The organism is Vibrio sp. B1FIG11, assembly GCF_905175335.1.
In the GTDB taxonomy this organism is placed as follows: Bacteria; Pseudomonadota; Gammaproteobacteria; order Enterobacterales; family Vibrionaceae; genus Vibrio; species Vibrio campbellii.
The window spans coordinates 1,332,233-1,357,925 of sequence record NZ_HG992752.1; the positions used below are offsets into that span (position 1 = coordinate 1,332,233).

A 25,693-nucleotide genomic window follows, 5' to 3' on the forward strand; every position below is an offset into this window, starting at 1 on the left:
TTACGCAAAAAGCAATTATGCTTCGCGTGGAGCACGCCAGTCGTCGTTACCAGCTGTACCACAGTTTTCGTGAGTTACTTCGATTGCACGGTAAGTCAGCTTAAGAACTTCTTCTGTCACGCGGTCTGCTGTTGCAGCGTCTTGACAGTGGTTCATGCGAGTTTGTATGTCTACTAGTAGTGCATCAATCAGTTTGATTGAGTAGTAGTGCTCTTGCTTACCTTGAACTGAAGTACGGTAGAAACGGATCACACACTCAGGAAGTTTTTCGCCAGATACTAGTGCGTTGAATAGTAGTGGAGAACAACGGTCTTGAACTTTAGTTACAACAAGTGGACGGTGAACACGTTGACCAGTAGGCTGACCACTTTGTGGGTCACGCGGTACTGTTAGTACGTGGTCTAGTTCTTGAACTAGGAACTCATCAACGTGAGCTTCTTGCCATGTGTTACCTACAGAATCTGCAGAGTAAGTATCTTTAGTGATGTGACCTTGAGTTTCACCTTTGATAGACATATATGCTGGAGTTGGCATCGTTATTTCCTTTTTTAAATCTGTATTTGTTTAATCACCAAATCGCTTATCACCGCGACCACTTGGTATAATCAAACTCCGTGCCAACTTTTATAAACCTTACAATACAATAACTTAGCTCAAAAGCAGCTTTATTTATCAATTTATTAAGTACAATTTATTGGATAAAAAACCAAAAAGTTGGAAACAGATAATAATAAATTGTTTCGCTGATAAAAAGTGAAAATAACCATATATCAAAGGGAGAATAAAGTTATTAACACTAGCCATTTAGTTATATTAACCAACAATTAATTTAAAATAACAAGGAAGCGTTGTCCAAGATAAATATTCGCACTAATATTGTCATTAAAATCACCAACAAACGATAGTCAAAATATCTTGATAAAAAAAGAGCGTTATCACTTTTAGTATAATAGCGGCTACCTCTTTTCCTCTAAAGAATAAAATGGCTATGATAAATATAAACCTTTCTTCATTAATTCAGCGTCTACACCCAATTGCAAAAGTCGCATTAGAAGACGCAGCTGCACTTGCAGTCTCTGAAAAAGCAAACGAAGTTCAAATTGAGCATTATTTACTGAGTCTTTTAGAAAGGCCAAATAGTGATTTTGACGTCTTATTAAGTCATTTTGATTGTTCTGAGAACTTATTAAGACAATCGGTTCGATCCACACTCGATACCAACGCCAAAGGAAATGGCAGCAAACCTGTTTTTTCTGCTTTATTAATCGAATGGTTACAAGAAAGCTGGCTGGTTTCTTCTTTAGATCTATCCGAAACACAAATCCGCTCTGGCGCCCTACTCCTTACTCTTGTTGGCAACCCTCTACGTTACGGCCAACATGGTTACGCCTCTATCCTTGAAGCGGTAAACCCTGACAGCCTTAAGCGTAACTTTGCAGAGCTAACAAGCCACTCTATTGAGGCGCAAGTCGCGACTTCCGAAAAAACACAAGCTCGCGAAGATGGCTCGGCATTGAGCAAGTTCACGACCGACTTCACTGGTAAAGCACGCAAAGGCGAAATCGATCCTGTTTTCTGCCGCGACCAAGAAATCCGCCAAATCGTGGACATTCTTGCCCGTCGCCGTAAAAACAACCCTATCGCTGTCGGTGAGCCGGGCGTTGGTAAAACCGCAGTCGTAGAAGGCTTGGCACTTAAGATTGTACAAGGTGACGTACCAGACAATCTCAAAGGCGTAGAGCTTTACGGTCTGGACATGGGTCTTCTACAGGCAGGTGCAAGCGTAAAAGGTGAATTCGAAAAACGCCTAAACGCGGTATTGGATGAAGTGAAAAACTCGCCAACGCCAATCATCCTATTCATCGATGAAGCACACACTCTAGTCGGCGGCGGTAACCAAGCGGGCGGCAGTGATGCAGCCAACTTGTTAAAACCTGCCCTAGCACGTGGCGAAGTGAAAACAATTGCTGCAACAACCTGGTCGGAATACAAAAAGTACTTCGAGAAAGATCCAGCGCTTGCACGTCGCTTTCAGCTGGTAAAACTTGATGAGCCTTCTCCAGAGCAAGCGGCATTGATCATTCGTGGTCTGCGCCCAGCTTACGAGAAGTCACATAATGTATACGTACGTGACGACGCGATCACCGCAGCTGCAGCGCTTTCTGCTCGTTACATCTCTGGCCGTCAACTGCCGGATAAAGCGATCGATGTACTAGATACAGCGTGTGCACGAGTGAACATCAGCCTTAATGCCATTCCTGCTTCTGTTGAAACTCTGCAGCAAGAACTTGCAGCTCAACAGCGCGAACTTGAAGCACTTGAGCGTGATGCCCTGCAGCAAACTGGCGACAAGCACAGCCTTGCTAACATTCCAGGCCTAAAACTGGCAATGGAAACAACGAAAGAAGAGCTGGCAGAGCAAGAAGCCCAATGGCATAAAGAAAAAGAGCAGATCCAAGAGATGATTGCTCTACGCTCTCGCTTGCATGAACTGGTCTTGGGCGAAGCAAATGAAGAAGAACTTGCTGCAGACGAAGATTCAGAACAAGAGCAAGACGTTTCTCCATATGCAGAAATGGATGAAGAAGCCGTTCGCATTGCAATTTCAGCCTGCCAAGAACAGCTAGACGCAATCCGCAATGGCAACCCACTGGTTCATTTTGAAGTTGGTCCAGATGAAGTCAGCCACGTGATCTCAGACTGGACTGGTATTCCAATGGGTAAGATGCTTCAAGACGAAGCAGAAACCACACTAAAACTGAAAGAAAGCCTAACACAGAGCATCAAAGGCCAAGAATACGCTATCGATGCACTGTCTGAAGGCATCCAAACAGCAAAAGCAGGCTTAGGCAACCCAGACGCACCGACAGGCGTATTCCTGCTAGTTGGCCCAAGTGGTGTGGGTAAAACCGAAACGGCTCGTGCGATCGCTGATCAAATGTTTGGTGGCGAGCGCTTTATGACGACCATCAACATGTCTGAGTTCCAAGAGAAGCACACGGTATCTCGCCTAATTGGTTCACCTCCGGGTTACGTAGGTTACGGTGAAGGCGGCATGCTGACAGAAGCGGTACGTCAACGCCCATATTCTGTTGTACTGCTAGATGAAGTGGAAAAAGCCGACCCAGAAGTATTGAACCTGTTCTACCAAGTGTTCGACAAAGGTACGTTAAACGACGGCGAAGGCCGCACCATCGACTTCAAGAATACGCTGATCATCATGACCAGCAACCTTGCGACGCACGAGATTGAATCTTTGGTTCATCAATCAAAAGACATCGATGCCAACATCATCGCAGAAGCCATCCGCCCGACGTTGAACCAACACTTCAAACCGGCGCTGTTGGCACGTATGTCTGTGCTTCCGTTTGTTCCGCTATCTGATGAAGCAATGACAGAAATCATTCATCACAAGCTAAACAAAGTTTCTCAGCGTCTACAGAGCCATCACAAATTGTCTCTGAGCTACGAAGAAAGCTTGGTTGAATTCGTACTGGGTAACTGTCGCCTTGCTGAAACAGGCGCACGTAACATTGACGCGGTCATCAACCGTCAGTTACTGCCGCAGCTATCGACACAGCTACTGGTGCATGACAAGGATGATTCACATACGCAAATCGCAGTTTCTGTCGATGAGCAAGGAACACTAACCTATGCGTTCAGCTAATCATAGCGAACTTAGCAACGCCCTACTTGCGATCAGCCAATCTTTGGCTGATCGCAGCCAGCTGACCCAAACGTTAGATGCCGTGTTGACCGCTGCGAGACAAATGACACTCGCAAAGCATGGCATCATTTACGTTTTAGACCAGACTGGTCAAGCGTTGATCCCAAGTACCGCTCACCATAACGATAAAACGATTGTTTCCCACCCTTGGGAAGCATTGCAGATAGATTCTGCCAGTGAGAACGACCCATTTAACTTTGCGATTCGCAATGGTGAAGTGGTGTTGATCAACGAGCTGTATAAGTACAACGGTTACGACTGTGAAAGCATTTATCAAAGCGAGCAGATACTTGGACTAAAGAGCGAAAACTTATTGGCTTGGCCACTTATCGACAACGAAGGTAAAACCATCGGCCTGTTAGTATTGCTCGATTTAAGCGTTATCGACAACGAAGCCGCACTCACTGAGTTCTGTCGTATGGCCGCGAGCAATATTCGCCAAGCGGTTTGGTTAGAGCAATATGGGCAAGTGATCAAAAGCCTCAGTGCCGATAACCAAGCACTGCTCCGTGAGAACACTCAGCTTAAAAAGCGTACCAAGAAAACCTATCAAGGCCCGATTGCAGAGAGCGAAGAAATGCTCAATGTTTTAAATCGTCTTGATAAGGTGCTATCTCTTCCTGTCGACGTTCTGTTGCGTGGTGAAACTGGTGCAGGTAAAGAAGTGATCGCGAAATACATTCACGAGAACTCTAACCGAGCAGACCAGCCTTTGATCGTTCAAAACTGTGCGGCTATTCCAGAGCAGTTATTGGAATCGGAGCTTTTTGGGCATAAGAAAGGCTCATTCACTGGCGCAGACAAAGATAAAGTGGGCCTGTTTGAAGCAGCCAACGGTGGCACGCTATTCCTAGATGAGATTGGTGATATGCCAATGCTACTTCAAGCTAAGCTACTTCGAGTACTGCAAGAGCGTAAGGTTCGTCCTATCGGTGCCAGCAAAGAGATTGAGGTAGACGTTCGCGTTATCGCAGCCACCCACTGCAATCTTATGAAGCAGATCAAAGACGGCGGGTTCCGTGCTGACTTGTTCTATCGCTTGAATGTATTCCCGATTACGCTGCCTCCCTTGAGAGAGCGTGAGTCAGACATTATTCCTCTCGCAGAACATTTCGTGCAGCACACAACCAAGACCCTAGGCTTACCGCAAGCGCCAGGGTTAAGTGCCAACGTGCGTAAACAGCTTCTTGCATACTCTTATCCGGGTAACGTGCGTGAGCTCAAAAACATCATCGAACGCTCGGTCCTGCTGTCCGATTTTGAAACCATTACTCACATCGAGTTTGGTGAACAAATCCCAGAAGACACGCCAAGTGTTGAAGTAAAAGCGGCATCACCTGCTCCAGAACAACCTGCCTACGAGCCAGCACAAGCGGATTTAGAAGACGCGGCAATCGGCCTAAAGGACGTTGTTAGCCAATACGAACGCACAGTGATCATCGATTGCTTAAATGCTTGTAATTGGCACACCAAGAAAGCCGCCGAGCAATTGGCGCTCCCAATGAGCACACTTAACCACAAAATGAAGAAGTACGATATTTCCGCTGCGGGTTAAGCGAGAAGCGAGAAGCGAGAAGCGAGAAGCGAGAAGCGAGAAGCGAGAAATCTTACTTCAGTTCCCATTGGTAAGAAAAGAAAAACCGCCCGAAGGCGGTTTTTTTATTTGTTATTTTGCCTGTAAAAGAGCGATTTCCGGAGCATTAAGCGAAGACGCTTGTTTCGTTATCCAGTTCTCAACATATCGTTTCTGCTCGTTCTGTACCTCTAGGTTTTTCCAGTGCAAGTGATTCGCCTCACTTGTCACCTTTTCCTTTTCAACCGTTTCTATCCATGGCTTACCCGTCATGAAGTCTTTCACCGCGGGAACTCGAAGCTCAAACTTCGGTAGTTCATAACCTTCACTCGTATCCATTTGTTCAAATGAAGCCAACTCGAGTCTGATAGGTTTTAGATCATTACCATCTAAAACATCACCAAAAGGTCTTAAACCATTAACTAATTTGCCTGTAGGCGACACATAAGAGTAATCAAAGCGAATCATATAAAGGTGCTTTTTCTCGCTTGAAGTTAATAAACCGGAAAAATTAGCGTCATTCTGATCAATAAATTGAACGGCGCTTTGCTCCAGACCTGTACGCTTAGTAGCGTCGCTATCATCAAGCTCTAGATCAAAAACGGTTCTTGTTTCTATTCCGTTATACCCAGTATTTGACTTCTCGGTAACAAGACGAGAACGAATGTTGACCACTCCAGCATAATGCATCACGTCATGTTTAACTGGACCATCTTTGATCTGCAGTTTCACCCCACATTCAATGGCGTTGAGTAACATTGTATCGTAATCGTCACTCGCACGATCATCCCCTAACACCGCAAAACAAAGTGAGAACCGTTGCTCTTTCGACCAATCAAACTTGTTGCTTATCAGTTTATTCGCATTGCTTTCACCCCAAGCAAGGTCACCGTCAATTTCAACACCAGGCAAAATAATAAGGTTGCCATCGATCACCTTCGGTGTACTGTCTCGAGATGATGCAGACTCACTCATGACAAACTCTTCGATTAAAAAGTCAGTGTCTGTGAGTTTCGTCTTTTCCAATGTTCGACCGTTAAAGTTTTTCGCTTCTTGTGCAGGGCTTTGACCATCGATACCAAAGTTAACTTCAGTAATATCTAGAGTGTAATTTTTATATGTACCCAAGCCCTCTAACTTACCCGCTAGCAAATCATGTCCTCCTAGTGAGAAGACATATTTCATCTGTTCAAAAGCACCAGAGTCTCGAACATATTCAAACACGCTTTGACCTGTAAAGAAGGCTTTCACCTCATCTATGACTTTAACATTTGGGCATAGCGGCTTGATGCCATGGATTAAAAACTCTCCAAAGCCATATGTCGGCTCAAATTCAAGACCATACAATTGCTCGACACCTTTACTCTCAAAGTGTTTTTGAATCGCTTTATCAGGGTCTTCGAATTGAGAAGCATCCATTTTTGTAAACAACACATCAAAGGTTGGCCCATGAGAGTCCAAACCAACAACAGCGGCGCGATAAGCGACCTCCTGTAAAAACAGTGTCTTAGACGAGAAACCATCTTTTAAAACCACCTGTAGTTTCACACGCGTTTGTGGGCGTAGCTTTCGTCCATTCTTCTCAAATATCCATTCGATATATGGCTTCCATATCCCATCCTCTTGGACCAGCAAGCGACTGAACTCTATATCATCACGTCCAAGTTCTTCTTTGGCTAAATTGAAGTCGTGACAAAATGCCTTTAGGCCTTCTCGGATAGAAGCACTTTCTTGCAAGGACTCATCTGATTTTCGGTCCAAAAATAGACGTGTTTGTACAGGGAATCCCGTATTAAATGCACCACCTATTTTTTCACCGTAATTCCATTGTAGCGAGCTATTGATGCCAGAGTTAGAGAACAAACCAGATTTGTTAAAACGGTTTACCCAGTTCAGGGCAAGCGTATTGCCATCATTGACTGGAATTTCCCAGTTATCACTCATGACATACAGCTGAATAAACTCGTCAACTCGATAATCCTCAATGAAATCATCAAAGTCACCCGTAAGGCTCCACTTAGCGCGGAGAAGCGTTAATAACTCAATCAAAGAATTCAAAGCATAGGAGCGCAACAAAAAGCGCTTCAACAACTCATCATGATTCGCCTGTTTTTTAAGAAAGTCGGCTAAGCCAACGGCATCAATGACCTGAGGTTGAAGATCTTGACTGATCCCCTTATACAGTGAGACAAGCTCTTTATTGATACTGCTGAGCGTTTTTAGCATGCTTTTGTTGTTGTACTGAGCTTTGATCTCCTTAAACGTGGCATCACCAAAAAGGTCGCCATAGAAATCAGTTGCAGCACCCAAAAGATCCACACCCACTTTACCGGCAAAATAATAGGCAGCCACTGGTGCAGCAGGCGTCCAGATTGCAACGCTTGCCATTGCGTCAACGGCGGCAAGAATCATCTTATCTTCAGCTTCCTTTGCCGCAAGCTGATGCCCTTCCCAAATTTGATGCGCGCGATTTAATTCCATCGTCCCAGACCGACTCGGTGGTAGAGAAACCGCGAAGTCAGGGATGATCAACCTTACCTCTACACGTCGGTTCACAGCAATATCCGCATTATCTGATCGATCGTTAACGTCGGCATAACCGTCGATATCATCAATCAGTTGCGACTTACCCTTAAACTCAATAAACAACCTTGATTCTAGGTTCGCTCGTTCTTCTCCGCTTGCTTTGGCAAGGATGGCCTCTTTAACGACATCCGCACGCATTTTAGATATCTTTAAGTTATTTTCATGCGTTCCTATTGGCCCTGCATGGCCAATAATGGCAACTTGGTAATCAGGGTTTTGGGATAAAAGCTGGCATAATTTTTTACATACTTCTACATAGTCGATATGCAGTACTTGAACTTCGTTCTCAAACTCAGCAGAGTTAAACTTGAAGTTCATTCGAACAACGACCCCTTGACCATCAGCAAAGATCTGAGCATTCCCTTCTTTACCAAGTGCTTCCTGCACCGTTTCTGCCTTTTTTTGCCAATGTTCTGGATTATCAAAGCGACGAACAAACGTTAAAGAAGAAAGATAGTTTTCAGCGTATTTGCTTAAAGTTTCTTGCGCTTCTTTCGCATTTTCAATTTGTTCAGAGAACGCCGAATATTGATCGAACGCTTCCTTGCCACTTGCGATAACTCCAATAGCTGGTAGCGCGCGATTTGTTCCGCTCAAAAAATCACTGCTTAAACGTCCGACGCCACGCATGATTTTTGACTCTGGGCCTGCCGCTTTAAAAGCACGTTTGATATAAGGGATATCGATGACATGCTTTCTAAACACTAACGCTTGTGCTTGTTTCAGCGTTAGCTCTTTACGCGCAAAAATCTTTGCAAGGCTGACGCTCTTTTTAACACCACTGGTTGCGGCAAGTGCCGAATGTAACGCGATACCACTCATCAGAAATGGAGGTAAGGCCCCCGATTCACTGTTTTCCCATAGCGCCTGCCCAATGGTTTTCGCCATTTCTGCAGGTGGGCCATAAAGCTTTGCGCCCTCAATAGAGAGAAAGTCACTGCTCAACGTTTCGTAGGTTTTGTTGATCGCAGCATGCAAAGATAACGGTGCGACGCCCGGTTTTTGCTTAGTTTGATAGGTTAACCCCTTCGTCGCGTAGTCTGAATAAGATGGCAGCTGATTAGGAAATTGTTGGATAAGCGCTTCCTCTAAGGTGATCATGTCACCACACACACACGCCATTTTGCCAATACCTGCTGTCTCAATAAACATCAGCTTTTCATGCAGTTCATAGGTATATACATTCTGCTCCCTACCTGTTTGAGGGTGTTTCATGAACTGCTTTGTGACATTGGCCTTCAACACACTTTCAGGTAACTTTTTACGTGTGTTATCAAATGCTTTCCATTCAGTTTCCCAAAACTGGATGCGCAACAAGTAAAAACCATCTTCAACTTGGCTAGGGTCAAGGTGAAACAGGACGCTTGGTAATACATCGTTCGCTTCAAGATCTTCACACCAAATAGGAGTCTGTTTTTGTATGGTTAGATAACCTAGTTTTCTCTCTGATGCGTTCTCTAAATCGCCAGCTTTAATATCTTTAACTGGGCGAATCAACGAAACCTCAGCGCCACCATAAAGCTTGTCTGTGAACAGTACCGCACAACTGTGCATTCTTGGCACGACAAAACCTTTCAGGGGTAGATTTCTTTTTTTCTGGCGTTCCAACCAATTATTGTAGCGCTCTTCCTCTTGCGTAAGATCACCCCCAACATAAGCAGGTGCAAGTTGACTCAGGGCAATTTCAGTAAGTTGGAACTGCACACCAGTTTGTTTTGTTTTGTTAGTCCCATCATCAATATACTGAGCAAAATGCTTAATGTTTTCAGCAAGGCTTGCCAGATCTTTTGCCCCCCCCCATACTTTCTGAATCATTCTGCGGCGCAATCATCTGCGCCAACAAACGCAAAGGCGGAAAGCTTAATTCATAGCTTTTCCCTTTGCGGATCCCTTCCGGTCGGTTGCCCAACTTGAGCACTTCAAAATTGTCGACATCGCTTGGTGCAGAAGTTTCAGAGCCGACTTTTTCTCCTGATAAAGGTTGCTTACCCGTTGCTTGTGGTGGCTCGCCTAAACCTAACTCCACCAATTTTCCCTCTTTGGTGGTGCCCCACAGTGCGGGTTCGCCTCCCGACAAGGCATTGACCATCACTGGAGTCGAAGGAATGGGACGAATCTTACCTGTTAACTCATCAACTTGCGTTAAGTCCGATTTTGTATGCCAATCAAATATTCGTCCTTCGTCTGTATCGTAGCCGTGGAATAAAGCACCAAATAAGTAGATCTCATCATCGTAGGTTCTGGCCATTATTTGGCCTCCTTAAACCAGTTACCATGGTTTGCTCTGAGGTTATAAACGATGACAGGGTCTAAAGTGCGACTATAAGCTAGCGGATCCCAATCCCACGCTTGTTTGGTTTTGTTATCTAGTACACTCATTCGTGTCATATGTTTATTAATTAATGCGAAACGACTGTTTAAACCAATAGCAAATTGCATCGGGGGGGGAAGCAGGTACTTCACGATTAGCTATAACATCCATTTTGAAAACACCTGCGCTCATATTCGCTCCCCAAGATACGTCACCTTCAGGGCTTATCGCAGTCACATCAGCTCGCGCATCCTGAGGCTTTAAGTTTTCTCCCCATCGAGCACTCTGTAACTTTTTACCTGTTTTCTCATCATAAACAACAGTAAATACATCCGTGACCTTGTAACGCTTCCCATCTTTAATCATACCTGTATCAGTTATGTGCAGATCGGTCTTTTCCGCCTCACTTTTAGCGATATCCCACTTATAAACCACACGACCAACCATACCCGTACGGTAATAAACGTAGCTACTGTCTTCAGCCCACAGGAAACCGGCAGGCCCTTCTCTCTCATGCGGTAGTTCGATCATTTTTTGAGTTTTTATGTCGAAAAGTTTGTTAAAACTTCCATAACCTACTGCAACATAACGATTGTTTGGCGAGCGACTAGTTTTACCAACACTTGAATCATCCTTACCCAACCAAGGCAAATCGGTAACCAAGCGGAGGTCTGTACCATCAGTCTTCATACTCCAAATCTTTTTACGCCCTTCGTACTCATCGTACATAGGGTCTGGCCCATACCCTTGGTTGTTTGACAAGTTTGCCCAAGTGAATTGAACACGGGGCAAATCGTAAGAGCTCGCGTCATTTAAATCTTCCCTTGGCCATTCTTTAGCACGGTGAATAAAGTAACGAGGAAAGTCACGTTGTTGAAAAGTAGCAAAGTCAGCTTTACGGATCTCGCTCTGTTCCATGGTGTAATAGTTGTGTTCACCCACGTAAGTGCGGCCGTCATCTTTACAACCCGCTATCGATAAAGCAGTAAGTAACAGTAATAGTATTTTTTTCATGGTTTAACCTAGCAATTCTGAAATGGGTACATTTTCTTCTACAACGACAAGACGTTGGCTACCGGTGGAGAGGCTCGAGTGGACACCTCGAACAATATCGACGTTCTTGACCTCTTCAGGCGGGAATGCAAAACGCAGCGTCATATAACCATCGTCGTCTTTCATCGCTGAACGAAAGTACGATTTGTGAATCCAATCGTGTTCTATGTTACGAAGCCCAAAGAAATCGTCCGGCTGATCTGTCAAAGGCTCGTGAAGGTAACGTATAGAAGGCAAAGCGCCTCTTGGAGCCAATTTAAGCCCCGCGATATTGCTTTCTTTGTGTTCGTTGATGATTCCACTGCCGATGCCTGTCGATGCGGTACCAGAAACTGGAGTAATATTCTCACCCGCATTATTAAAGCTTTGGGAAGAGGAGTATATTTGCAGCTCTGAAAGAGACTTAGCAATTGAAGCAGGATCACTCTCTAGCTCAGACAGTTCCGTGTTTGTCAAAGCCAACTCAGAATAATGGATATAACATTCTTGTGCTTCTCCCGCGACTTTATATGGCACCCAAATATGCGGAAGAGGAACACCTTGTGCAATACGCAAACCATCTTTGCCAGCTTTATAAGGGCTTAGCACCGTTTTAACAGTGATAGGATCAATATCTAATTCAGGAAAAATAACATCTACTTCCTCATCTACAAGGCGAAATACCCTAGCACCTTGATCAAGGCTTAGATGTCCCGAATACACTTTCTGACCGGATTGATAAATCTCAAATGCTTCTTCGCCAATGTAGTAGTCTGGTACAAGGTTTGCCCCATCAATGTTGACATGTCGTGTTTTCATCGAGGATTCAGGATCATTATTTCTGTAGTACTCTAAATCGACATCAGCAAAGTAGCCTTTTGGTGTAACTTCAACCTCTCGCCAAACGTTGTTATTCCAAATTACATAGAAATAACCTTCTACAACCAACTCATGTCCATTTATGCCCTCTAGCATAGGCAGTACAGGCACCAACACGTTATCCCACTCATCCATCTGAGTCTCTTTATCAACGGGTTGCAGATCTTCGGCGAGTTTAAGCAAGATTGGCTGAGGCTGGTCGGAACAAGGAATTTTGATATAGAGCGTTTTGCCCTCGGCTTCGAGATCTTTAAACATCGCGAGGCTGCGATGTTTGTTCTCGGTATCAGCCTTGCCTACAGTCACTTTTTCTTTTTGAGCGTCGGTTTTTCCCAACATCAAACAGGCTGCATTACTAGACCACTGCCCAGCAAACTCGACAACAATTTTGTGTTCTGGACTCGGCTCATAAGGCACATGCGCGTAACTGCGAACCAAAGTAACATCGTCCGTTACTTGCTTATAGCCCGCTTTATAGACTTTGCTCTCACCAGTCGATGAGACAGATTCAAGCTGTGCTTTTAGTCTTGGGAAACTTTGTAATTGGGTATCTGTTAACGGTGTTCGACGAGAGAAGGAAGACAACGCCACCCAGTTCCCACTTCCTAACTCATTTCGAATAGCCGTTAGCAAGCCGGCGCTAGACTTTTTAGCAGAGATTGAGATCTTCTGAGCAAGCTCTTTAGGCAGGTTTCTGAGAATATCTTCTGAATTTCGCACACGCGAAAGCTGCCCTATACACTCATCAGGTGTAAGGACGTAGGATAGCTCGTTGGAGGAAAGCTTCGAGCTAGGTATAAATTTGCAAACTAAATGCATTTGAATTCTCCACAACCAACATCGTAAATATGGTTGCGGTGACGTTTAAGCTGATAAGGCTTACTGGTACGATTTGGTGCGTTAATGCTACTAATTTAATTCATAACATTCAATCACATAGAAAAACCTGCAGAAAAACCCAAAACGCCGCAAACCGACAAATCAACAGCCCACAAAGTCATTTTAACTAGCAATTTGGACACATTGCCTACTGTGCTTATTCAAAAAGAAGGCTTTAAGAAAAACAGTTTTTTTTACATTTGAGCAGAAGTTAACAAATTCAGTTTAAGCGCTGATTGCCACAAGTTGAGATTTTGAAGGGATATGCACTCCTCAGTAGCAATACATAGCTTATCGCTACTGAGGAAGTCTGAATAAAAAAGGTGAGTGCGTGTCACACTCACAAAAACGCGTAATCGCTTTGATGTGATGCTAGGCTGGTGCCACTTCATTACAATTACACAACTGATAGGTAGTACCCTACCTTATGCAGAACTCTATACTTGGGGTATAGCATTGCGTGTAACTATATAATATTGCGCTATATTCTCAACGTGGCACATTCACCACCACATACCTGTATTGACCCGCACAATCACTTTAATAACAACTAAAAGCAAAATTGCTCTAGGCATTCTAGATGTTTGACCTTGTAGAAAGACCGTCGAATCATCTGGCTCAATTATGAGAAAATGCGAATCATTTGACTTAGATCACTTAAATACGAGCAAAAAGAAAGCGAGCTTAATGCTCGCTTCCTTTTAGGCTGCTTTCAGGGAGGGTAATTCCGCGGAATATCTTTCCAAATAGTTTGGAACAACAAGCGCTGTAGTACTAGAGTAATTGAATGTTGTACTCACCTCATCAGCGATCGCAGATAGTGAATTGGTACCATTTGCATAAACGGTTATTTCTCCGTCTTTCAAAGTAGACAAATCAAGGTCAACGGTCCATGTACCATCATCTAGCACTGTTGCGCTGCCAAGAACCTCCAAGCTATCGGTATCAACAGCTTTGAGTGCTATTGTGTCCCCCGCCTCAAAACGAGTAGTTGTGCCATTGATAGTTACTGTTGTTGCACCTGTGACATCGTTTACTGCTTCAAAAGCGATAGTAGGAGTCATAGCTAACACTTTGCTAGAAGTGAATGCCTCACCGGCATTGCCCGTTGCATCATTAAAGCCTTGCAACGTTAACGCCACACTCTTCACCGAATCCGCAACCGACGCGACTTCTGCTGTACCCACCCATTGGGTCTGAGTACCCGATTGTGCTGTCCAGTTGATCGCCGCGGTACCCAGCGTCGAACCTGTCGGTGTGGTAACGCCTTTGTCGAACGTGGCTGTGACGGTCACGCTATCACCCGCCGCTGCGTACGTTGGGTTAATCGACGTTTGGCTGTCGTCCACCGTTGGCTTAGTTTGCGTCAACGTAAATGTCGTCCCCGCTTCTTTTGCTGGTGCGCCCAAGTCGTTACTCCCGTTCACCGTCACCGTAATGGTGCCGTCTTTAAGACCTGAGACGTCTAACGCCGCGTTCCATTTACCCAATGCAGTCACTGTCGTGGTTTGCGTGACTTCTTTATTGTCCGTATCGACCGCTTTGATGGTCAATGTATCGGAGGTTTCGAAGCGTGTGCTATCGCCACTGACGGCAACGCTTGCAGCGCTCGCTTCGTTAACATCACCGATATTTTCAACGGTTAAGGTTGGGGTCATCACCAGCTCTTTGCTAGAAGTGAATGCCTCACCAGCATTGCCCGTTGCATCATTAAAGCCTTGCAACGTTAACGCCACACTCTTCACCGAATCCGCAACCGGCGCGACTTCTGCTGTACCCACCCATTGGGTATGAGTACCCGATTGTGCTGTCCAGTTGATCGCCGCTGTACCCAGCGTTGAACCCGTTGGCGTGGTGACGCCTTTGTCGAACGTGGCGGTAACGGTCACGCTATCACCCGCCGCTGCGTACGTTGGGTTAATCGACGTTTGGCTGTCGTCCACCGTTGGCTTAGTTTGCGTCAACGTAAATGTCGTCCCCGCTTCTTTTGCTGGTGCACCCAAGTCGTTAGTACCATTTACGGTTACTGTGATGGTACCGTCTTTAAGACCCGAAACATCGAGCGTTGAACTCCAAGCACCGCCAGCATTTGGGTTTACGTTTGCGCTCGCCTCGGTCCCTTCGCTGTCCGTAGCCTTGATAGTCAAGCTATCCGTGCTCTCAAAACGAGTACTATCCCCACTGACGGCAACGCTTGCAGCGCCCGCTTCGTTAACATCACCGATACTTTCAACGGTTAAGGTTGGGGTCATCGCTAGCACTTTGCTAGAAGTGAATGATTCACCGGCATTGCCCATTGCATCTTCAAAGCATTGCAGCGTTAACGCCACACTCTTCACCGAATCCGCAACCGACGCAACTTCTGCTGTACCCACCCATTGGGTTTGAGTACCTGCTTGTGCTGTCCAGTTGATCGCCGCTGTACCCAGCGTTGAACCCGTCGGTGTGGTGACGCCTTTGTCGAACGTGGCGGTAACGGTCACGCTCTCACCCGCCGCTGCGTACGTTGGGTTAATCGATGTTTGACCGTCGTCCACCGTTGGCTTGGTTTGCGTCAACGTAAATGTCGTACCCGCTTCTTTTGCTGGTGCGCCCAAGTCATTAGTCCCGTTCACCGTCACCGTAATGGTGCCGTCTTTAAGACCAGAGACGTCTAACGTCGTATTCCATTTACCCAATGCAGCCACTGTCGTGGTTTGCGTGACTTCTTTATTGTCCTTATCCACCGCTTTGATGGTCAGTTCGTCAGAAGTTTCAAAACGTGTGCTATTACCATTAACTGCAACGCTTGCAGCGCCCGCTCCGTTAACATCACTAATAGCTTCAACGGTTAATGTTGGGGTCATCGCTAGCGCTTTGCTAGAAGTGAATGCCTCACCAGTATTGCCCGTTGCATCACTAAAGCCTTGCAGCGTTAACGCCACACTCTTCACCGAATCCGCAACCGACGCAACTTCTGCTGTACCCACCCATTGGGTTTGAGTACCTGCTTGTGCTGTCCAGTTGATCGCCGCTGTACCCAGTGTTGAACCCGTCGGTGTGGTGACGCCTTTGTCGAACGTGGCGGTAACGGTCACGCTCTCACCCGCCGCTGCGTACGTTGGGTTAATCGATGTTTGACCGTCATCCACCGTTGGCTTAGTTTGCGTCAGCGTAAATGTCGTCCCCGCTTCTTTTGCTGGTGCGCCCAAGTCATTAGTCCCGTTCACCGTCACCGTAATGGTGCCGTCTTTAAGACCAGAGACGTCTAACGTCGCGTTCCATTTACCCAATGCAGTCACTGTCGTGGTTTGCGTGACTTCTTTATTGTCCTTATCCACCGCTTTGATGGTCAATGTGTCGGTGGTTTCAAAGCGTGCGCTATCGCCATTAACTGCAACGCTTGCAGCGCCCGTTTCGTTAACATCACCGATATTTTCAACGGTTAAGGTTGGGGTCATCGCTAGCGCTTTGCTAGAAGTGAATGCCTCACCGGCATTGCCCGTTGCATCACTAAAGCCTTGCAACGTTAACGCCACACTCTTCACCGAATCCGCAACCGACGCGACTTCCGCTGTGCCCACCCATTGGGTTTGAGTACCTGCTTGTGCTGTCCAGTTGATCGCCGCTGTACCCAGCGTTGAACCCGTCGGTGTGGTGACGCCTTTGTCGAACGTGGCGGTAACGGTCACGCTCTCACCCGCCGCTGCGTACGTTGGGTTAATCGATGTTTGACCGTCGTCCACCGTTGGCTTGGTTTGCGTCAACGTAAATGTCGTACCCGCTTCTTTTGCTGGTGCGCCCAAGCCGTTAGTACCATTCACCGTCACCGTAATGGTGCCGTCTTTAAGACCAGAGACGTCTAACGTCGCGTTCCATTTACCCAATGCAGTCACTGTCGTGGTTTGCGTGACTTCTTTATTGTCCATATCGACCGCTTTGATGGTCAATGTGTCGGTGGTTTCAAAGCGTGCGCTATCGCCATTAACTGCAACGATTGCAGCGCCCGTTTCGTTAACATCACCGATATTTTCAACGGTTAAGGTTGGGGTCATCGCTAGCGCTTTGCTAGAAGTGAATGCCTCACCGGCATTGCCCGTTGCATCACTAAAGCCTTGCAACGTTAACGCCACACTCTTCACCGAATCCGCAACCGACGCGACTTCCGCTGTGCCCACCCATTGGGTTTGAGTACCTGCTTGTGCTGTCCAGTTGATCGCCGCTGTACCCAGCGTTGAACCCGTCGGTGTGGTAACGCCTTTGTCGAACGTGGCGGTAACGGTCACGCTCTCACCCGCCGCTGCGTACGTTGGGTTAATCGATGTTTGACCGTCATCCACCGTTGGCTTAGTTTGCGTCAGCGTAAATGTCGTCCCCGCTTCTTTTGCTGGTGCGCCCAAGTCGTTAGTACCATTCACCGTCACCGTAATGGTGCCGTCTTTAAGACCAGAGACGTCTAACGTCGCGTTCCATTTACCCAATGCAGTCACTGTCGTGGTTTGCGTGACTTCTTTATTGTCCGTATCGACCGCTTTAATGGTCAATGTGTCGGTGGTTTCGAAGCGTGTGCTATCGCCATTAACTGCAACGCTTGCAGCGCCCGTTTCGTTAACATCACTGATATTTTCAACGGTTAAGGTTGGGGTAATTGGCAATTCATATGACGTATTATCCTCGCCCACATTTCCTACTAAGTCTTTATATTGGCTCACCACTAGGCCAACACCGAGCTCTGGTACGTCTGGCACATTCACGGTTCCGGTCCAAACTTTCTTATCTGCAGTAGCCGTTAGCGAAGTAACATTGTTCGCGCCTAATGTTGCCGTTGCTTCTTGTAACTCTTTGTCAAACTCAAGCTTAACGTCTACTGCCTTTCCGATTTCTTGATGCAGTGGATCAAACGTTACTTTAGTAAGCGTTGGCAACACCCCATCAACGTCCAATTGAAGACTATATCCTCTACCATCTATATTATTGACACTCTTGTAACTGTTATCTTCAACCGATATGGTTACTTTTTTATTTTCATCTTTTGGTGTTACGTATGTAACTGTCCAAGTTATGTTGTCAGTGGTACTCCAAGATAAAGGTTGTAACTCACCGCCATTATTCTCATCTAACTTTACATCTGAAATATCGAATTCTGTAACTTCTTCAGTAAAAGTAAACGTAAGGGGGACTTCGGCGCCACCGGCCAAAGGTGTGCTCGCAGTCGTCGATATTGTTAGCTCAGGGACTGTTGCTGCTTCTACTTGGTATGTTGTCGTTTTTTCCGTTTGATTGCTGACTGCATCAGTCGCGATTACTTTTATCGTGTAATCTCCTGGTGTTAATAAGTAGTGAAAAACATAAGGTTCGTCGTCGTTGGTAGGTTCCGTGATTGATTGTGCCCCCACTGGTAGACCTGAACCGTTGTCAGCTGTTGATGTTACTGAACTTAAGTTTTTGTCTGTTACCTGAGCAGTTACATCCAACTTATATTTGCCATCATCTGTCGCTTTGTCATCCTGCGTGGTATCGACAATCGACACTTCAGGGTCTTCACGATCGACAACTGATGCGATACCCTCGGCATTATAAGTGTTATTAAAAAGCGTAAAGTCTTTAATAGCACGTCCCATTGAGTCAGTGACTGTCACTTTGTATGTGTATTCAGCTTGGTCATCAATTGCAAAATCCATGGTACCAGTCGCGCTTGACGACACAATATTGCCATTGAAGTTAAGCGGGTCTCCGGTAGTTGTAACCATATCGATGGTATAATGAGTTGCCTTGACATGCTCCCCCTCTGTAGACGTAATCGTGAACGATTGACTTTCTTTGGTGAATGCTAGCTTGCCTCCCAGCAAGCTAGTCATGTCATCGAAAGAAAGAGCAACGGCAGGCTCACTCAAATCGATAATCTTGTCTTCACTACTTTGGTTATCCACCGCATCAGTCGCGATTACCTCAACCGTTATTTGATCACGACCTAAGAGCTGATCTTTGGATAGCTCGAAATAAGTCATGTTTTCCGTTTTTTCTTCTTCAAAGCCAAGCGCTCGAACAGTGTACTTAACCCTCGCTAAACCACTGACGTCATCTTTCATCTCGACAAAAGTGAACCTAACTTTGTCATCTGGTTGCTCAGTAACAGCGATCACATCTCCAATGACAGGAGCAGTATTATCAAATCGAATATCTTCAACTAAATCTAACCCACGGTTTTCCCAAACGTCAGTGACCAGAACCTCGATTGATAACGCTTTATTTTCTAGCCCCGCATCCAACTCGTCACTATGAAATGTTGAACAGCGATATGTGTCATCATCACTACAGGTGGTGAAGTTTCTGAAGTTATCAGCGTTATTTTTTAAGTCGTATGACAGGCCACCAAAAGTAACACTAACGTTTTCTATGTCCGAGTATTCGGCAAGCTTAACTCTAAAGTCTACATCGAGGATTTTACCATTTAATACATCACTACCTTCAGGGCTTGTAATTTCAACTACCGGCTTTTCAGTTGGTAATAAAAATTCAAACTCATGCTCTGCTGCTAAGTTGCCTGCATTATCAGTAATGTTAGAAATTTTATAGGCATGAGTAACCGCCGTCTTTTGAATGATATCGGCATACTTTTCTTTGTAACGGCAAACAGCTTCACCCTTGGCATTCAGCACACAACTCTCAGCACTAAACGGAATAGATCCAGCCGTTCTAATTAACTTAGGGAAATCCGTGTTGTCAGTAATATTTACTCCTGACAGCTCATCTTTAAATATAAGGTCAAATGCAAGGTATTTAGTTGGATCATCTAAATCATAGGTCACCTCACCGCCCTTAAATTGGTAAGTGTCGGATTCAGGGTAAACGGGAACTGGAACATCTGCATCCATCATTTTAAAGTCAAACTTCTGAACGGCTTCCGCTCCATTCGTGCCCGTAGTTTGGACAATCAAAACAGCAGGTGAATACGAAATATTTTCCGAATCAACGCTACAACTAGGCTCTTGCCCCGAAGAAATATTCTTCACGCCAGAAGTAGGCTTTTCTCCACTAGGAGGTGCATCGTTGCCATTGTGTTCCTGACGAACCCAACACTCTATGCTTTGTGCTTTTACTTCACTTTTAGTTACGAATTTGACGTCTAGCACGCCATCAGACACATAGTTCTGAAAATCTTTAGGCTCATCAATATCAATAGCGACACCATTACGCTGGACGCTTAACGTGCGGTTAATGTCGCTAAATAGTGGATCACCGTTATGTTGGACATTATTTTCAACACTAATACTCAGCTCATAGTTCCCATCAGTTCCTAGTTGCAATTGGGTTAACGTAGCTTCCCAAGTGTCCTCTGAACCGTCGACTTTATAAAACTGAAAGTCTGTCGCTTTACTTTCACCCGAGTATTTATAAGTAGATTTAATTTCTTTAACACCACTCACATCGGTTACTTTTAAAGTTAGCTTAATGTCACCTTCGTTATATACAACTCGGTCAATTGGTTCACCACTATCTGCGTAAGCAATCGTAAGATCCAATTGGGGAAGCTTACTGCTCACGTTAACTAAAAAGTCACTTGTCGATGAATTGCCACGAGTATCTGAACCTTTAACTCTAATTGTATGCTCACCATCACTTTGCCCACCTAAAGGAATTTTAAGAGCGTCAGCATTAACTATTTTCGTTCCCGGAGTACCCGGAGTTGGTTCAACATCTTCAAATATCCAGTACTCTAAGTTTTCTCGATCTACCCCCTCAGTAGAAACGTTACCATTCGGGCCTAAATCTGTAGCTCTCAGTTCAAAGACATAATCACTATTGTAGTAACTATTAACATCGTGCCCCATCAAGCTAAATTCTGGGCCTTTGCTGTCAAAAATTACGCTATTTGTATTAGATTCACTTTCAAAACCATGAACATCTTTTGCTTTTACATAGAGACTGATGCGATTTCCGTCAGTCAGGTCGATTTTGTCAGTATCAGCATCTACAAGTGGCATTTCGAATTTTTGACTTGGGTCGGCAGGCTTAAACGTTTTTAACACTGTAGGGTTATCTACCTGGAACAAGGACACTTCCTCAATACCTGAATCATCTGTCACAGATTCAAAAAGCACATTGAACTTACGTCCTACTACGGTGTTTTCTTTATTCAAAGCATCTTCAACCCAAGGGGTAGAAAGTAGAATTACTGGCCCCTTGTTATCAACTTGAAAGCTGAACGTCCCCTTCCTACTCTCGTTTGCTGGGTAGGCTTTATCCGTTGCCGTTACATAAAATTCATTTTTGGAATCATAATTAAAGGCTTCAGCAACCAATTGAACTTTAACATCCGGCTGCTCGCCAATGAGGTATGGTTGATCACAAACGCTTGTTTCAGGATCGCAAGCTTCCAACGGCTGGGGTTGGCTCGAACCTTTCCTAAGCTCTACTTTTACATTGCTGCCTTGACTAAGATCACCCCAATCGATCACTGGAGTCCAAACATCGTTGCCACCCAATCGCTCTGTAATTTCCGCATCATTAACAACCGGTGGCTCAGAGTCGATATAAATACGAAACCTTGGGGCCCCATTGTCGGCATCTGATACCGCGTTCCCCAAGTTATCTTCGGCGCTAACTACCGCTAGCCAGTCACCATCACCTGGGTTAATTGTTGTTCCTTGAGTCGAGCAATCTTCCTGACTGCATAGGCGTACGACAAACCGATCGCTTTGGTTGGCATAAAACTGCTCATATGGAACTGGGTACCTTTCGCCAGATGTCTTATAGAAAAGTAAGCTACGTTTCTCGAGTTTGTCATCAACCACATCATCCAACTCAAAAGTTAGATCGTGGATGTTATTTTTAATACTCAGATAAACATCTTCCCGAATAGGTTGATTATCCGGATCTTTAGGCGGTATGTAACTAGCCTCCGGATAGTCATTATCTACATACAAACGCTCTACAAGAGGCTTGGCCTCAGTATATCCATTACCTTTGGTATCGAATGCCGTTGTCTCCAGCGCAAACTCGATGATATCGGTAAGATCTGCTGATTCTGTATTTAAGGTAAAGAAGTACTCTTTTCTAAATTTATTACTATCGCCAGATTCTTGTGGTTGAAGCTCTAATGGAATAGCAGTATTGGGGTCATCCATGGCATACCACATACTTTGGAATTTCGGGGCTTGGTCACCTTCCTCTACAACCCCAGATGGATCTTCTAGCACTACTCTAGATACCACTTCACCCGCGACATAGCGTTTGTTACCAACCATTGTTTCGCGGCCAGTCTCTATTGTTAACGTTTGTTTCGGCGGATAAATATCAATACTGCCGCCACCACTATCAAAGATATTGTCTTCGCCAAGTTTAGGATTAGCCGTAGAAATATCATCGGCATAAAGCTGAGCAATATTATCTGGGATGCCGTATTTTTCAGTCATGATATCGTAGTAAGACTGAGCAAGGTCTTTGCGGTAGGTATCAGAGTCGAATTCGTAATCATCCAATTTGATTTGATTCCCACCAGCACCAATGCCGTTTGCTTTACCATCGTAGCTAAGATCGTCATAAATAGCGGAAGCGAAATCAGAAGAATTGTTACGTGGCGTCTTTTCCGCTAATTTATCAATCGCTTCGACAAGGAAACGGTGCAGGTAGTCGTTAGAGAGATCGCTAGGAATCGGCTCCTCAAGCATCTCATTTGTAGCGTAAGCCGTCACGGTTGGGTCGAATCCGAAAAATGAATCATTACCGCCAGCTAGCGCATATTTCACTTCCGTAAGAATTTGCGAAGCGCGTTCTGATGTTTTGTCACCGGCTTCTACCTGATTCCAACGATAATCAAACAGTCCTGTCTGGTAAGTGGCAAGCTCGGTCACGTAATACGTATTCGAACCATCAAGTTCAAAATATGCGCCGATATTGGCATTGTTTAGATTAACGCTCGCTTTGGCGCCTGCATCATCTTTCCATTGATAGTAGTGAGGGTCCGTCCCTTCTACACCAATTAAACGTACTCGCATGAATTCATAATTGACAACGTCCGTCGTGGTTTCACACGAAGCAACATCAAGCGCGGTAGTTTGATCACTTTCTGGCTGCTGAATGGTGGTACAACTTGCTAGAGAGGTGAATTCACCATTTGGGTTCAAACCTTCTAATTGTACACGTGCGCCAATGAAAGGGGTCACAACTGTCATCGTAGGTAGGTCAAAACTGCTTCGGAAGTAAACTTCTTGAGTCGCACTTTCATTGTCGGACTCATCGATAGTTTGAATCACTAGTTTTTGACTGGCGTTTTCTGAAACGTTTTTAAAGCCATCACCAAGTACCTCTTTTACGAAGGGAACGTAGTAAATAACTTCATCAACTCTGCCTTCGCTATCTAAAATAGTTTCATGAGGGATACTCGCGGTGATAGTGTCCGTCGATGCTACGGTTTGTGTTGTGTTTTGAAATGCGTAGTTGTTGTCGTTGTTTTGGCTTACGTAGTACTTCACGACGAGTTTAAGCTTGTCGGCACTTGAGCCTAAAACCGTATCGGAGTTCACATCTGCAACTCGAACTCGCACGTAAGGGATCTTATTCTCTTTCAATACGTTGACGTGAAAATTGGCGAAATCAACGCCATCAATTGATTTCAAGCCAGAAGCAGCATAGACATAATCGATCTTCAAGTAGTCTCGGCTCGACTGCACGTTATCTGAAGTATAAGTATCTTGCGTGTAGACCCCTTCGTACGTAGACCTTTCTCCATCGACGGTCACATTGACGTAGTTCATCGATGTCCCTTCAGGGTATGTAATGATCTGAGCAGGCGCTTGGTCGTCACGGCTTACTGCATGCTGGTATTCACCGACGTTGTCTTTGGTGTCAGTAGCCCTAACATCGAACGTAGTCGTAGATAAGAATTCGTCCGTCGAATAGGCTTTACTAAATTCACAAGCACTACCCGACTCTGCCGTTACAGGAGTACAAGCCACATCTTCTGGTAGCCCGCTTTTAAATGAAACGCTGACAGATTTAATGTCTTGAGACGCTTCTTTTACTATGCCTTTTAATACGTACTCTTGAAGTTCGTTGTTGATAGCGCTTGCAGAAGTGACAGAGATAACCGGTGCGTCATTATCCCACTCGAAATTCACGTAGTGGCCTGAATTGCTACCAGGGATAAGTTCATTGCCCAAAACGTCTGCCGTGTAAAACACCAAACGTGCTGCAGTTACATTCGAAAGGCCAGTATCTGAGTCGACCTCAACGGCATCAATCGCCTTTGTATCGACACTTACCTTGATGTTTGTTTCACGAACACCGACTTCAAAGCCGCTTGCATCTACCGTACAAAACTCACTGCCAGACGTCTGCTGATCGTTACATTTGAATTCATCCGACCAAACACCGTTAAGTTGGTATTGCACATAAGCAGAAACAGATTGAACACCGATATCGTCATTGAGCCGGATATCTACATTATCTGTTTTAGTCAGTACATCATTATCGGTGCGCGTGATGGTTGGTGGAACGGTATCAATCTCAGTTTCATCGCGTGGTGGAATAACACCATCAGTTTCGCCATGGCTTCCCAAGTCATTAATTTTTTGACTAAATGCAACGTAATCATCAGCGTCCGTCCCTGAGATATTAAGCTCTGGATCGTTCACCACAATCAAAACGTGCTGGGAAAGATCTTGAGTGTAAACGTCGCTGGTAATTCTCTGCTGGCCAAACGTAAGCGGCGTCACCGCACCAGTAGACTCACTGATCTCTAAACCATCTAAAAGACCATCAGCGATGACATCGCGAAATTGAATGTCAGCGAAATGCATTGAGGTATAGACCTTGTCCTCAGACTGGCCGTATTTTTGAATTAAGTCATATGAGTAAGACGAATAGGCAGTCAGCAAAGCACCATATTGGTGTCCTGGTGTAGCAAAACTGCTCTGGCCACCTTTGGTGATATCAATTGGCTTGGTTTCGTTAACATTAAACCCGTACATGCCATTGATACTATCTAAGGCTTCAGAAACCGCATCCGAACCGGATTCACCATTGGCGATTTTATACTTCGCAAGCCCAGAGACGATATTTGTCAGTGGTGTGAGCATTAATTTTTGGTCACTACCTTCACTAAAGTTCACGATCCCCTCTAAACGCAGGGTTTTATTCGCGCTCGACGATACAATCTCTTTTGTAAGGGGATCGGTATAGCTACCCTGTTGCGCGACAACATACAAAGGCATCGAAGAAGATTCGAATTCTAGCTTGTAGTCACCAAAGGCATCGGAAGTTGTGCTGTCTAGCTTACGACCAACCTTTCCATCCTTGTATTCAAACACATCGATCTTGGCACCGTTAACTGGAGCGTCAAAAACGTTACCCGATATGCTTCCGGTATTCCTAGCTGGCGGAGTGTTATCACCACCATCCCCACCGCCACATGCACTTAATAAAAGTGAAGCAGCCATGAGACCTAACGTTGGTTTTATCGTATTTTTAGTGAACATAGTAATTTGGCAGAGTCTATTTTGCCGCGATTATATTATTGTCTGGAATTTTCTCAACGTGACAAAATAACCATAAAATTAAGCATAAACGCTAAACAAACAGGCAGTTTTCAACCTCTTTGGCAGCGCTACTTCACATCTATCGTTATTTACTTAGTAAAAACACAGGAATTGGCATTAACGGCGTGTAAGATTTTATTTTAAATATTATACTCCCCTCAATTTTTCGCCGATAAGCATAATTTCGA

8 protein-coding genes are annotated in these 25,693 nt (G+C 45.1%); 2 read left to right on the plus strand and 6 right to left on the minus strand.

What is annotated here, in order from left to right; all coding sequences use genetic code 11:
* Positions 1–15: 15 nt before the first annotated feature.
* On the minus strand, positions 16–534 hold the full coding sequence (locus KHO06_RS22755) for an Hcp family type VI secretion system effector (protein WP_005426983.1): 519 nt from the start codon (positions 532–534) through the stop codon (positions 16–18).
* Positions 535–988: 454 nt separating this feature from the next.
* On the opposite strand from KHO06_RS22755, the gene tssH reads away from it, so the two are divergent.
* Both tssH and KHO06_RS22765 read left to right on the plus strand, forming a co-directional pair.
* Positions 989–3,667 carry a type VI secretion system ATPase TssH gene (tssH, locus tag KHO06_RS22760; RefSeq protein ID WP_212582584.1) on the plus strand — a complete coding sequence of 893 codons (2,679 nt, stop codon included), beginning with the start codon at positions 989–991 and terminating at the stop codon, positions 3,665–3,667.
* Positions 3,654–5,282 (plus strand): sigma-54-dependent Fis family transcriptional regulator, encoded by a 1,629-nt coding sequence (locus KHO06_RS22765; protein WP_212582585.1) that lies wholly within the window; start codon positions 3,654–3,656, stop codon positions 5,280–5,282. Before tssH ends, KHO06_RS22765 begins: the two co-directional genes overlap by 14 nt.
* Positions 5,283–5,393: 111 nt before the next feature.
* On the opposite strand, the gene KHO06_RS22770 is transcribed toward KHO06_RS22765, so the two are convergent.
* From KHO06_RS22770 to KHO06_RS22785, 5 genes are all read right to left on the minus strand, one after another.
* Positions 5,394–9,701, minus strand: coding sequence for an OmpA family protein (locus KHO06_RS22770; protein ID WP_244858415.1), 4,308 nt, complete (start codon positions 9,699–9,701; stop codon positions 5,394–5,396).
* Complete coding sequence (locus tag KHO06_RS26645; protein WP_244858416.1) at positions 9,652–10,134, minus strand: hypothetical protein; 483 nt, start codon at positions 10,132–10,134, stop codon at positions 9,652–9,654. Before KHO06_RS26645 ends, KHO06_RS22770 begins: the two co-directional genes overlap by 50 nt.
* Positions 10,135–10,281: 147 nt before the next feature.
* On the minus strand, positions 10,282–11,211 hold the full coding sequence (locus KHO06_RS22775; RefSeq protein ID WP_244858417.1) for a hypothetical protein: 930 nt from the start codon (positions 11,209–11,211) through the stop codon (positions 10,282–10,284).
* Between the two features lie 3 nt (positions 11,212–11,214).
* Positions 11,215–12,927, minus strand: coding sequence for a hypothetical protein (locus KHO06_RS22780; protein ID WP_212582586.1), 1,713 nt, complete (start codon positions 12,925–12,927; stop codon positions 11,215–11,217).
* Positions 12,928–13,688: 761 nt separating this feature from the next.
* Positions 13,689–25,406, minus strand: coding sequence for a tandem large repeat (locus tag KHO06_RS22785; protein WP_244858418.1), 11,718 nt, complete (start codon positions 25,404–25,406; stop codon positions 13,689–13,691).
* Positions 25,407–25,693: the final 287 nt, after the last annotated feature.

What these genes read in the sequence shown, in the direction of transcription:
- KHO06_RS22755 (WP_005426983.1), bottom strand. Translation starts at nt 534, where the DNA reads ATGCCAACTCCAGCATATATGTCTATCAAAGGTGAAACTCAAGGTCAC.
- tssH (WP_212582584.1), top strand. Translation starts at nt 989, where the DNA reads ATGATAAATATAAACCTTTCTTCATTAATTCAGCGTCTACACCCAATT.
- KHO06_RS22765 (WP_212582585.1), top strand. Translation starts at nt 3,654, where the DNA reads ATGCGTTCAGCTAATCATAGCGAACTTAGCAACGCCCTACTTGCGATC.
- KHO06_RS22770 (WP_244858415.1), bottom strand. Translation starts at nt 9,701, where the DNA reads ATGATTCAGAAAGTATGGGGGGGGGCAAAAGATCTGGCAAGCCTTGCT.
- KHO06_RS26645 (WP_244858416.1), bottom strand. Translation starts at nt 10,134, where the DNA reads ATGGCCAGAACCTACGATGATGAGATCTACTTATTTGGTGCTTTATTC.
- KHO06_RS22775 (WP_244858417.1), bottom strand. Translation starts at nt 11,211, where the DNA reads ATGAAAAAAATACTATTACTGTTACTTACTGCTTTATCGATAGCGGGT.
- KHO06_RS22780 (WP_212582586.1), bottom strand. Translation starts at nt 12,927, where the DNA reads ATGCATTTAGTTTGCAAATTTATACCTAGCTCGAAGCTTTCCTCCAAC.
- KHO06_RS22785 (WP_244858418.1), bottom strand. Translation starts at nt 25,406, where the DNA reads ATGGCTGCTTCACTTTTATTAAGTGCATGTGGCGGTGGGGATGGTGGT.